10 protein-coding genes are annotated in these 11,691 nt (G+C 71.0%); all 10 read right to left on the reverse strand.

Going from position 1 to position 11,691, the window contains the following annotated elements:
* Nucleotides 1-5: 5 nt before the first annotated feature.
* The 10 genes from murD to mraZ all read right to left on the reverse strand — a co-directional run bounded on the left by murD (nt 6) and on the right by mraZ (nt 11,689).
* Complete coding sequence (murD, locus tag DX116_RS14800) at nt 6-1,478, reverse strand: UDP-N-acetylmuramoyl-L-alanine--D-glutamate ligase (protein ID WP_119704999.1); 1,473 nt, start codon at nt 1,476-1,478, stop codon at nt 6-8.
* Nucleotides 1,475-2,563 (reverse strand): phospho-N-acetylmuramoyl-pentapeptide-transferase, encoded by a 1,089-nt coding sequence (gene mraY / locus DX116_RS14805; RefSeq protein WP_119705000.1) that lies wholly within the window; start codon nt 2,561-2,563, stop codon nt 1,475-1,477. The genes murD and mraY overlap by 4 nt, the downstream gene beginning before the upstream one ends.
* A complete protein-coding gene (locus DX116_RS14810) occupies nt 2,560-3,927 on the reverse strand; it encodes a UDP-N-acetylmuramoyl-tripeptide--D-alanyl-D-alanine ligase (RefSeq protein WP_119705001.1) in 1,368 nt (455 codons plus the stop codon). Before DX116_RS14810 ends, mraY begins: the two co-directional genes overlap by 4 nt.
* Nucleotides 3,924-5,417, reverse strand: coding sequence for a UDP-N-acetylmuramoyl-L-alanyl-D-glutamate--2,6-diaminopimelate ligase (locus tag DX116_RS14815; protein WP_233556805.1), 1,494 nt, complete (start codon nt 5,415-5,417; stop codon nt 3,924-3,926). Before DX116_RS14815 ends, DX116_RS14810 begins: the two co-directional genes overlap by 4 nt.
* A 49-nt stretch (nt 5,418-5,466) precedes the next feature.
* Nucleotides 5,467-7,590 carry an acyltransferase family protein gene (locus tag DX116_RS14820; RefSeq protein WP_119705003.1) on the reverse strand — a complete coding sequence of 708 codons (2,124 nt, stop codon included), beginning with the start codon at nt 7,588-7,590 and terminating at the stop codon, nt 5,467-5,469.
* Nucleotides 7,591-7,814: 224 nt separating this feature from the next.
* Complete coding sequence (locus DX116_RS14825; RefSeq protein ID WP_119705004.1) at nt 7,815-9,587, reverse strand: peptidoglycan D,D-transpeptidase FtsI family protein; 1,773 nt, start codon at nt 9,585-9,587, stop codon at nt 7,815-7,817.
* Nucleotides 9,584-10,009 (reverse strand): hypothetical protein, encoded by a 426-nt coding sequence (locus tag DX116_RS14830; protein ID WP_119705005.1) that lies wholly within the window; start codon nt 10,007-10,009, stop codon nt 9,584-9,586. Before DX116_RS14830 ends, DX116_RS14825 begins: the two co-directional genes overlap by 4 nt.
* Nucleotides 10,006-10,953, reverse strand: coding sequence for a 16S rRNA (cytosine(1402)-N(4))-methyltransferase RsmH (gene rsmH / locus DX116_RS14835; RefSeq protein ID WP_119705006.1), 948 nt, complete (start codon nt 10,951-10,953; stop codon nt 10,006-10,008). Before rsmH ends, DX116_RS14830 begins: the two co-directional genes overlap by 4 nt.
* Nucleotides 10,950-11,093, reverse strand: a complete 144-nt coding sequence (locus DX116_RS19980; RefSeq protein WP_158592005.1) for a hypothetical protein — start codon at nt 11,091-11,093, stop codon at nt 10,950-10,952. Before DX116_RS19980 ends, rsmH begins: the two co-directional genes overlap by 4 nt.
* A 146-nt stretch (nt 11,094-11,239) precedes the next feature.
* A complete protein-coding gene (gene mraZ, locus DX116_RS14840) occupies nt 11,240-11,689 on the reverse strand; it encodes a division/cell wall cluster transcriptional repressor MraZ (protein ID WP_119705007.1) in 450 nt (149 codons plus the stop codon).
* Nucleotides 11,690-11,691 lie beyond the last annotated feature (2 nt).

Raw genomic sequence — 11,691 nt, forward strand, 5'->3', positions numbered from 1 at the left:
GAAGGTCAGGATCGGTCGCGCAACCTGTGCACCGCCGCCGCGAAGCTGTCGCCCCGGGCGGAGTAGTTGCGGAACTGGTCCATGGACGCGCACCCCGGGGCCAGCAGCACGGTGTCGCCCTCACGGGCCAACGGTGCCGCGACCTCGACGACGCGATCCATGGGGTCAGTCTTGCCGGTGTCGACCTCCACGACGGGCACATCGGGCGCGTGTCGCCGCAGCGCCTCGGCGATCAGCTCTCGGTCGGCGCCGATCAGCACGACGGCGCGCAGCCGGTCGCGGGTCGCGATCACGAGCTCGTCGAACGACGCGCCCTTGGCGAGCCCGCCGGCGACCCACACCACGTGCTCGAAGCCGTTGAGCGACGCCTGGGCCGCGTGCGCGTTGGTGGCCTTGGAGTCGTCGACCCACCGCACGCCTGCGACCGTGGCGACCTCGGCGATGCGATGGGCGTCGGGCACGAACGCCCTCAGCCCGTCGCGCACGGCTCGGGGCTCGACGCCGTGGGCACGGGCCAGGGCCGAGGCGGCCAGCGCGTTGGCGACCACGTGCGGGGCGGGCACGCGGCTGCTGTCGCCGTGGGCGGCCAGGCCGATGTCCTTGATGCTGCCGAGCTCGGCGGCGCTGGAGACACGACCGGGGATGAACGCACGATCGGCGATGGCGTCGTCGACCAGACCGATCATGCCGGTGGCCGGGATGCCGAGGGTGAAGCCGATCGCACGGCATCCCTCGACGACCTCGGCCTCCTCGACCATGCGCTCGGTGACGGGATCCTGCACGTTGTAGACCGCCGCGACCTGTGTGCGCTCGTAGATGCGGGCCTTGTCGGCGGTGTAGGCGTCGAGCCCTCCGTGCCAGTCGATGTGGTCGGGAGCCAGGTTGAGCACGGCACTGGCCTGCGCCGACAACGACTGGCTCCAGTGCAGCTGGTAGCTCGAGAGCTCGACGGCCAGGACGTCGAAGGGCTCGGGGTTCATGACCGCCTCGAGCACGGGGGTGCCGACGTTGCCGACGGCCAGCGCGTTGAGGCCCTGGGCGCGCAGGATCGACTCGAGCATCTGCACCGTCGTGGTCTTGCCGTTGGTGCCGGTGACGGTGAGCCACGGTGCGGCGTCCTCGCCGCGCAGGCGCCAGGCCAGCTCGACCTCGCCCCAGACCGGGACGGCTCGAGCGGCGGCCTCGGCCAGCAGCGGTGTCGTGGGCTCCCAGCCGGGCGACGTCACGAAGAGGTCGACTCCCTCGGGGAACGAGGCGGTGGACCCTGGGCCCATGCGGACGTCGACGCCGAGCATCTCGAGCAGCGTCGCCTTCTCGCGCAGGGCGTCGTCGTCGCCGTCGTCGAGCACGATCACGTGCGCACCGAGGTGCTGCAGCGTGTCGGCCGCCGCGTAGCCGCTGACGCCGAGGCCACCGACCGCCGCGCGGACACCCTCCCAGGACGACTCGCGTCCGAGGCTCGCCACGTCCAGGCTCATGTTCCCGTGACCCACTCGCTGTAGAAGATGCCCAGGCCCGACACGACGCACAGGCCGCTGATGATCCAGAACCGCACGACGATCGTGATCTCGGCCCACCCGAGCAGCTCGAAGTGGTGCTGCAAGGGAGCCATCCGGAAGATGCGCTTGCCGCCGGAGATCTTGAACCACCCCACCTGGAGGATCACCGACATCGTGATGGCCACGAAGAGCCCGCCGATGATGACCAGCAGCAGCTCGGTGCGGGTCATCAGCGCGAACCCGGCCATCGCGCCGCCGAGCGACAGCGAGCCGGTGTCGCCCATGAAGATCTTGGCCGGCGACGCGTTCCACCACAGGAAGCCGAAGCAGGCGCCCGTGAGGGCCGAGGCCACGACGGCCAGGTCGAGGGGGTCGCGCACCTCGTAGCACTTCATGCCGGCGCTGACCGAGCAGTTCTGGCCGCTCTGCCAGATGTTGATGAAGATGTAGGCGCCGAAGACCATCATCGACGCGCCGATCGCCAGGCCGTCGAGGCCGTCGGTGAGGTTGACGCCGTTGCTCGTGCCGGCGATCAGCACGAGCACCCACACGATCAGCAGCACCGTCGGCAGGCGCCAGCCGTCGATGTCGCGCGTGAACGAGACGGCGTGCGTGATGGGCGTCTGACCCGTCTCGTCCTCCCAGCCGATCGCGAGCCAGGCGAAGATCAGTCCGATGACCGTCTGGCCGATCAGCTTGGCCTTGCTGCGCAGGCCGAGGTTGCGCTGCTTGGAGATCTTGATGAAGTCGTCGAGGAAGCCGATCGCGCCGAGACCCACGAACAGGAACAGCAGCAGCAGCGCCGATGCGCTGGGCGCCCAGCCCGGACGGAAGTCCGTCGAGATGCCGGTGACCAGCTTGGCGGTGAAGTAGCCCACGACCACGGCCACGATGATGACCAGGCCGCCCATCGTCGGCGTGCCGCGCTTGGTGTGGTGCGACGTGGGTCCGTCGTCGCGGATGAGCTGGCCGTAGCCCTGCTTGACCAGCACCGAGATGGCGAACCGCGTGCCGATCAGGGTGACCAGCAACGAGAGCGCACCTGCGATCAGGATGGCCTTCATCGAGTGGTGGTCCCTTCGAGCAGAGCGTCGGCGACGCGTTCGAGGCGAACGCCCCTCGATGCTTTCACAAGCACGACCTCGTCCCCGGTCAGGCTCGCGGGGAGTGTGCGCCTTGCCACATCGACGGACGGGACGAGCTCGGCCACGTCGCCGGCCCCCTCGGCGATCGCGCGCGCGTCGTCGCCGACGACGACGACGCGGGCGTAGCCGAGCTCGGCCGCCAGCGCGCCGATGCGGCGGTGCGCGTCGTCGGAGTCGGCACCGAGCTCGAGCATCGCGCCCAGGACGGCAACCGACCGGTCACCGCCGATCGCGGCCACCGCGCGCAGCGCCGCGGCCATCGACTCGGGATTGGCGTTGTAGGCGTCGTTGACCACGACCAGGCCGTCGGGCCGCACCTGGCGGTCCATGCGCATCGGCGACCGCGCCGCCCCGGCCGTCGCGAGCCGGCCGGCGATCGTGGGCAGGTCGAGCCCCAGCGAGACCGCGGCGAGGGCGGCCGCGGCGGCGTTCATGGCGTGGTAGCCGCCGATCAGCGGCACCGTGGTCTCGACACGCCGCCGGTCGTGCCCGAGCGTGAAGTGCGGAGAGCCGGCCTCGTCAAGACGTAGGTCGCCCACCTCCATGTCGGCGTCGGGGCCCGTGCCGAAGGTCGCGACGGTGGCCTCGGTGCGCGCCCGCATCGCGGCGACCCGGGGGTCGTCGGCGTTGAGCACCACGACGCCGTCGGCACCGACGGCCTCGGCCATCTCTCCCTTGGCACGGGCGATGTTGTCGGCCGAGCCGAACTCGCCCACGTGGGCCGAGCCTACGTTGAGGACCATGCCGATCGACGGAGGCGCGATCTGGCACAGCAGCGCGATGTCGCCCACCGCGCGCGCCCCCATCTCGACGACCAGGAACCGGGTCAGCTCATCGACGCCCAGCACGGTCAGCGGCACGCCGAGCTCGTTGTTGTAGTTGCCCTTCGTGGCGACCGTCGCGCCGTCGGGCGCCAGGACGTGGGCGAGGAGGTCCTTGACGCTGGTCTTGCCGCTGGAGCCGGTCATGGCCACGACCTGGACGTCCTCGCGGAGGTCGAGCACGTGACGGGCCAGCTGGCCGAGGGCACGCGTCACGTCGCCCACGACGACCCCGCGCACGCCGGTGTCGCGTGAGGCCAGCACCGCGGCGGCTCCCGTCGCGACGGCCTGGGCGGCGTAGGCGTGGCCGTCGACGTGCTCGCCGGCCAGCGCCACGAAGAGACCACCGGGCTCGACGGCCCGAGAGTCGAGCGTGGCGGGCGCATCGACGACGATCGACGGGTCGCCGACGACCTGACCGCCGGTGACGTCGGCGATCTCTGCGAGCGTCAGGGGGATCACGCGCCGGCCTCGATCAGTTCGACCAGCACCTCGCGGTCGTCGAAGGAGTGCACGATCCCGTCGACCTCCTGACCGCGCTCGTGCCCCTTGCCGGCGACCACCACGGTGTCGCCCAGGTGGGCCATGGCCACGGCGTGCTCGATCGCGTCGCGCCGGTCGGCGACCTCGATCGCGAGGCCCGGACCGGCGGCAGCACCTTCCATCACGGCGGTACGGATCGAGGAGGCTCGCTCCGACCGGGGGTTGTCGTCGGTGACGATCACCACGTCGGCGTGACGTGCTGCGGCCTCTCCCATGAGCGGACGCTTGCCGTGGTCGCGGTCTCCCCCGGCGCCGATCACGATGATCAGCCGCCCGGCCGTGACGGGGCGCAGCGCCGTGAGGACTGCGGTGACGGCATCGGGCTTGTGCGCGTAGTCGACGATCGCGGTGAACGGCTGGCCCGCCCCGACCCGCTCCATGCGCCCGGGCACGCCGGTGCTCGACGCGATGCCTGCGGCCAGCTCGGCGGGGTCGTGACCGATGGTCGCCAGCGCGGCGACGACAGCCAGCGCGTTCGACACGTTGAACGCTCCTGGCAGCGGCACCGACAGGTCGATCGCGAGCCCGTCGGGCCCCAGCACCTCGAGGTCGGTGCCGAGCCGGTGCGGGCGGATGTTGACGCCCCGCCAGTCGGCCGGGTTGCCGTCGGTGGAGAAGGTCGTGACCGGCAGCGGCGTGAGCTCGCGCAGTCGACGTCCGTGCGCGTCGTCGACGTTGACCACCGCGTGCCGGGCCCGCTCGGGCGTGAACAAGGCGGCCTTGGCCAGGAAGTAGTCCTCGAGGTCGTGGTGGAAGTCGAGGTGGTCGCGACCGAGGTTGAGGAAGACCGCCACGTCGAACACGAATCCGTCGACGCGACCCTGCACCAGGGCGTGGCTCGACACCTCCATCGCACACAGCTCCACGGCCTCCTCGCGCATCACCGCGAACAGGGCCTGCAGCTGCGGGGCCTCGGGGGTCGTCAGCGTGGACGCCGCCGGGACCTTGCCGATGCGCGTCCCGATCGTGCCGACGACGGCGGAGACCCGGTCGCCCAGGGCGGCCTCGGCGAGGTAGGTCGTCGTGGTCTTGCCCTGCGTGCCCGTGATGCCCAGGGTCTGGAACGACTCGGCCGGGTGGTCGTAGAACGCCGCACTGAGGCCCGCCAGGCGGCGACGGGGAGCGTCGACCACGATCGTCGGCAGGGTGTCGCCGACCAGCGCGGCGCCGGCGTCGTCGGTGAGCACCGCCGAGGCACCTCGGTCACGCGCCTGCTCGACGTAGCTGCCGCCGTGGGCGTTGGCTCCGGGCAGAGCGACGTACAGGTCGCCGTCGACCAGCTGCCCCGTGTTGAGCGCGAGGCCGGTGACCACTGCCTCGTCCGAGGTGCTGCCGCCAACCAGGTCGGCCAGCTCCGAGAGCTGCCACCGGGGAGTCTGGTTGGGCCGAACCCGCATCGCATCCGTCACCCAGCAACCCTACCGACCGGGACCCTCCCGCCAGCGGCGACGGTCCGGTTCAGAGCACGTCGAGCGAGCGCAGCGATCGCTCGATCTCGCGTCCGAGGTAGGGCGCCAGCGAGGCCATGTACGTCTTGGTCACGTGGGTGCGGTCGCGGTGCACCGCGACGCTGCCGATGACGGCCGGGCAGACGCGGGCCGTGCAGTAGAAGTCGGTCATGTCGACCAGCGCCGTGCGGTCGAGGCGCCTCGTCGCGTCGGGGTTGCCGTCGAAGCGCTCGAAGGCCGCGGACCGCGGCGTCGCGCAGCGGTCGGGATCGTCCAGGGCGTACCGCTCGACGCACTGCACCGTGTCGTCGGCGGCGGCTGGGTTGTCGACGACGGCCACGACCGGCACGCCCCGCCGTGTCATCGTGCTCCACGCCTCGACGAGGCCGTCGACGATCGTGGCCCGACGGCTCTGCCCCTCGGGCGGGTCGACCGGGACGCTCGTGGAGTTGGTGGCGAGGACGGCGTCGATGTCGTCCGCCGCGTCGAGGTAGTCCTGCAGGTTGCTGCGCCACTCGGCACAGCTGGCGCTCTCGGTGCGGCTCTTGAGCGGCAGATCGGCGGTGGTCCAGTAGCAGGCGGCGTGCCCGGTCAGGTCGATCCGCCAGTTGTACTTCTCGGCGATCTTCTCGTAGGCCGGCACCATCGACAGGTTGTGCGAGTCGCCGACCGCGAGCAGGTGCAGCGAGTAGCCCGTCTGCGGGCCCATGCTGCACACGTTGACGGACTCGACCCCGTGGGTCGCCCAGCAGCCGGGACGCTTCGAGGTGTCGTCGGCGACCTTGGCCGGGTCTGGCACGACGACGCCGTCGAGGTCGGGGTTGTCGCACGGCGGTCCGTCGGGGTCCATCGCCGCGGCACCCAGGCACCGCGGGCTGCCCGCGAGCACCCGCTGGGCGTCGGCGACGGCCGCCGAGTCGTCACCCTGGACGGCCGACCGCCCGAGGCCCGCCACCAGCACCACGGGCACCATCGCGACCAGCACGGCGCCGAGCACCGCCACGGGACGAACGCGCGGCGCCACGCGGAAGCGGACCGGCTCCTCGAAGAACCGTGTCGACGCCCAGGCGACGACGACCGAGACGGCGAGCACCACGAGCTTCGAGGTCGTCGTGAGGTCGGTCAGCGTGACCAAGGGCGGCATCACGATGAGGGGCCAGTGCCACAGGTACAGCGCGTACGAGATGCGTCCGAGCAGCGCGACGGGCGGCAGCGCCCCCACCCACGACGCGAGCGTCGAGCCACCCCAGCGCACGATGGCGGTGGCGCCGAGCACCGGAAGCACGGCGGCGCTGCCGGGGAAGGGCGTCTGCCCGTCGATCACGACCATGGCCGCCACGACCGCGGCGCCTCCCGCGAGCGTCAGCGCGGTGTGCACGGCGGCCCGTCGCCGGCTGAGCCCGGCGAGCGCGGGAGGCGCGAACGAGGCGAGGCCGCCGAGCCCGAACTCCCACATGCGGGTGAAGGTCGAGAAGTAGGCGATGCCGGGGTCGGTGCTCGTCAGGTGCAGGCAGTACGCGAACGAGGCGGTCGTGACGAGCACCAGGACGACCAGCACGACGCGGGCCGGGCGGGCACCGAGCCGGCGCGCCACGACCGCCGAGGCCAGCACCAGCAGCGGAAGGAAGACGTAGAACTGCTCCTCGACCGACAGGCTCCAGAAGTGCTGCGACGCGGACGGCCGGTTGTCGGCGGCGAGGTAGTCGACGGCGTCGCCGGCCAGCTTCCAGTTCTGCACGTAGAACGCCGAGGCGAGGACCTCGGACAGGAATCGTTCCTGCAGGCTCCGTGGCACGGCGATCAGCACGGCGACGGCCGTGGCCGTCAGCACGAGCAGCGAGGCGGGCAGCAGCCGGCGGGCGCGGGCGGCCCAGAAGCGCGCCAGCCGGACGCTGCCCGTGCGGTCGATCTCGCGGAGCAGGTGGCCGGTGATCAGGAAGCCGCTGATGACGAAGAAGACGTCGACGCCGACGAAGCCGCCGCTGAGCCGGTTCGGCCAGAGGTGGTAGAGCACGACGGCCGTCACGGCCAGGGCGCGCAGACCCTGGACGTCGGTGCGGAGGCGGTGTCCGCCGACCACGGGACCGGTGCCGTCGATCGACCGCCGACGACCCACGGACCCCTCGGCTGTCACCTCAGCACCCTAACAACGCCCCACCCGCCCGGACGTCATCACATCAGTACCCAGGCGAGCACACCCGTGATGACGTCCCCCCTGGTCGAGTCGAGCGCAGCGAGCAAAGACCCGCCCCGGGTCCGAGCGAGCGCAGCGAGCGAAGGACAGGCGGGCCCGCCACGAGCGCAGCGAGGGGCGGGAGGAGTGCGAGGAACGAGCACGAGGCGGCGAAGCCGCCCCGCCTACCAGGTCTGCTCGACCTTGGGGCTCTTCGAGCCGCTGGGCGCGACACCGAAGCGCTCGAGGGCCATCGACATGATGTCGTGGAACACGGGCGCCGCGGTGGAGCCACCGCCCGCGTTGCTGTACGGCTTGTCGAGCACGATGTAGGTCAGGAACCGCGGGTTGTCGGCCGGCGCGAAGCCCATGAACGAGACAGTGTTCTGGCCGCGGATGTAACGACCGGTCGCGGGGTCGACGCGCCACGCGGTGCCGGTCTTGCCGGCCACCCGGTAGCCCTCGATCTGCGCGGCGGGGGCGGTGCCGTCGTCGGCCGTGACGGCCTCCATCATGCGGGTGACGGTGGCGGCGGCGTCCTTGGAGACCACGCGGTGCCCGGGCGTGGTCGCGACGGGCGTCTCCTTGCCGTCCTCACCGACCGTGCCGCTGACGACGGTGGGCTCGCACATCGTGCCGGCGTTGGCGATGGCGCCGACGGCGCGGATCATCTGCATCGCGGTGACGGACACGCCCTGGCCGAAGGCGATCGTGGCGTGGTTGGCCTTGGTCCACAGCTTGCCGTCGGTCAGGATGCCGTTGGACTCACCGGGCAGGTTGACGCCGGTCTTGCGCCCGAAGCCGAACTTGCTGAAGTAGTCGTACATCGTCTGGTCGCTCATCTGCTGCGCTGCGACGATGGTGCCGAGGTTCGACGACTTGGCGATGACGCCGGCGGCGGTCAGGTTGATCCTGCCGTGCTCCCAGTAGTCGCCGATGCGGAACTTGTCGATCGTGAGGCTGGACGGCACCGAGATCGGGGTGTCGGCGGCGATCTTGCCCTGGTCGGCCAGCGCGGCCATCGTCACGGTCTTCATGACGCTGCCGGGCTCGTAGACGTTCTGCACGGCTCGCGAGACGGTGTTGGAGTCGTCCATGCCGGTGCGGGTGTCGGCGTCGAAGGTCGGCGACTGCGACATCTGGACGATCTGGCACGTCTTGACGTCCATCGTGATGGCGAGTCCCCAGTCCGAGCTGGACTCGTGCACGGCATCGGTGAGCCGCTGGTCGGCGTACCACTGCAGGTCGCGGTCGATCGTGGTCTTGACGTCCTTGCCGGGCACCATCTTGGTGATGCTGCTGTCGGCCATCGGGATGCGCTGGCCCGTGGGCGAGACCTCGTAGGTGCTCTTGCCGTCGACGCCCGTGAGCGCCTTGTCGTACTGCTGCTCGAGGCCCGCGACGCCCTTGCCCGAGCCGTCGACGTAGCCGAGCAGGTTGGCGGCCAGCGAGCCACCCGGGTAGGTGCGGATGTTCTCGCGCTCGGTGAACACGCCGACCAGCTCGGCCTTGCCCAGCGCCGTGATCGCCTTGTCGGCGGTCCACCGCGGGATGTTGCGGGCCAGCACGACGTACTCGGTGCCGGGCTTGCGCAGCAGGTCGATCGTGTCGAAGTAGTCGATCTGGTCGCCGAGCTTCTCCCGCAGGATGCGCGCGATCTGCGGCGCCTTGGCCGTCGTCATCTTCGGGTTGGCCGTGATGACCAGACCGTCGACGCTGGTGGCCAGCTGTGCGCCGTTGCGGTCGAGGATCGCGCCACGCGGCGCCGGGTCGACCGAGTGGTTGGTGCCCTGGGCGACGGCCTGGGCCGCGTACGCGCTGGCGTCGAGCCCCTGGATCTGGAACAGGCGCGCCCCGAACAGGCCGAACACGATGAAGACGACGACGGTGCACGCCCTCAGTCGGCGGCGGGTCAGCACGTGACGCTCGGACGCGCCGCGGTTCTTGGTGCGGCTCATCGCGTCACGCTCCTGATGTTGCTGCCGGGCTCCGCCGGGGCGGGCTTGCCGAGGATCCTGCCGTCCGACAGGCGCAGGAAGGCGGGGTTGGCGTTCGGCACCATGCCGATCGCGATGGCGCGGCTCGCGACGTTGGCGGGGCTCTGGAGCCGCTCGACCTCGCGGGAGATGGCCTGCTGGCGGGTCTCGAGCGCCGTGGCCTGACGGTCGAGCTTGGCAGACTCGAAGGCCTGGGCCTGCAGCACCGTGCTCATGACGATCAGCCCGACGAGCCCGGATCCGAGCACCGCCAGCACGACCACCACGAACGGCGCACGGCGAGCGCGGCTGCGGACGGGACGGACGAGGCGCAGGCCGGCGGCCCTCGCCTCCTCCAGACGCTTCGGAGCCGGTGCCAGGGCACGCGCGACCATCGAGCTCATGCGGTTGTCCTCTCGACCACGCGGAGGCGGACCGACCGCGCCCGGGAGTTGTCGTCGACCTCGTCGTCCGTGGCCATCTCGGCGCCGCGGGTGACGAGGGTGAACTTGGCCTCGTGCCCGGCGGGCACGAACGGCATGTCGCGGGGCACGTCGGTCGTGGTGACCTCGGTGAACGCGCGCTTGGTGATGCGGTCCTCGAGCGAGTGGTACGACAGGACGACGACCCGGCCGCCGGGGGCCAGCACGTCGAGCGAGGCCGGCAGCGCCCGGCGGTAGACGCCCAGCTCGTCGTTGACCTCGATGCGCAGCGCCTGGAACGTCCGCTTGGCCGGGTTGCCTCCCGTGCGGCGCGCGGCCTGCGGGATCGATTCACGGACCAGGTCGACGAGGCGGGCGCTGGTGGTGAAGGGCTCCTTGGCGCGCTCGGCGACGACGTTGTCGGCGATGCGCTTGGCGAACTTCTCCTCGCCGTACTCGCGCAGCACGCGGGACAGATCGCGCGAGGAGTACGTGTTGAGGATGTCGGCGGCGGTCAGCTCGTCCTCGCCGTTCATCCGCATGTCGAGCGGTGCGTCCTGCGCGTAGGCGAAGCCGCGGTCGGCCAGGTCGAGCTGCATCGACGACACGCCCAGGTCGAACAGGACCCCCGACACCGTCCGGAACCCGGCAGCGGCGACGACCTCGCCGATCTCGTCGTACACGGCGTGGGCGAAGGTGACGCGGTCGCCGAACGGCGCGAGCCGAGCCGTGGCCCGCGACAGCGCCTCGGGGTCGCGGTCGATGCCGATGACGTGGACGTCGGGGAACCGCTCGAGCATCGCCTCGGTGTGACCGCCGAGGCCCAGCGTGGCGTCGACCACCACGGGCCGCTCCCCCGTCAGGGACGGTGCCAGGAGATCGAGCACGCGGTCGAGCAGGACGGGGACGTGGCTGGCGTCGCTCACAGGTGGCCCAGGCCGATCGAGATCAGCAGCGCGAGGGCGATCGACGACCCGAGGGAGAAGGCCATGAGGCGGGCGCCGTCGGCGAGCTCGTGCCGCACACGCCTGGTCGGCTCGGTGTCGGTATCGATGTCGATCGTCATGTCCCCTCCTCGTCCTTCTCCGGTCGTGCTGTCCGTGGTGCTGCGCTGCCCGGCTGACCGTCGTGCGACCAGATCCGCGACCGCCGGGTCTGACACCGGGGAAGTGATGTCAGAACCGCGCGGGCGCAGATCTCGCCGCACGAACGTCAGAAGATCCCGGGCATCACTTCTTCCGACATGTCCGCGAACGGACCTTCCTGCGATGCGGAGAACTCGTCCCAGCGGCCGGAGTCCCAGATCTCGATGCGATCCATGGCGCCCACGACGGTGCACTCCTTGTCGAGGTGCGCCCAGGTGCGCAGGACCGAGGGGATCGAGATGCGTCCCTGCTTGTCGGGAACCTCCGACGAGGCGCCGGAGAAGAACATCCGGTTGAAGTTGCGTGCCGCCTGGTTGGTGAAGGGGGTGTTGCGGATGCGGTCGGTGAAGGCGTTGAACGACTCCGTGGTCCACCCGTAGATGCAGTTCTCCTGCCCGCGGGTGAGCACGATGCCCGTCTCGAGGCGCGGCCGGAACTTCGCCGGCAGGAACAGGCGGCCCTTGTCGTCGAGTCGCGGGGTGTAGGTGCCGAAGAAGTTCGAGACATCCGGGTTCACCT

Source organism: Aeromicrobium endophyticum, assembly GCF_003586285.1.
GTDB classification, from domain to species: domain Bacteria; phylum Actinomycetota; class Actinomycetes; order Propionibacteriales; family Nocardioidaceae; genus Aeromicrobium; species Aeromicrobium endophyticum.

Excerpts from the sequence above, each read along its gene's own strand:
- mraY (WP_119705000.1), bottom strand. The coding sequence starts at position 2,563 with ATGAAGGCCATCCTGATCGCAGGTGCGCTCTCGTTGCTGGTCACCCTG.
- DX116_RS19980 (WP_158592005.1), bottom strand. The coding sequence starts at position 11,093 with ATGACGATCGACATCGATACCGACACCGAGCCGACCAGGCGTGTGCGG.
- DX116_RS14825 (WP_119705004.1), bottom strand. The coding sequence starts at position 9,587 with ATGAGCCGCACCAAGAACCGCGGCGCGTCCGAGCGTCACGTGCTGACC.
- murD (WP_119704999.1), bottom strand. The coding sequence starts at position 1,478 with ATGAGCCTGGACGTGGCGAGCCTCGGACGCGAGTCGTCCTGGGAGGGT.
- DX116_RS14830 (WP_119705005.1), bottom strand. The coding sequence starts at position 10,009 with ATGAGCTCGATGGTCGCGCGTGCCCTGGCACCGGCTCCGAAGCGTCTG.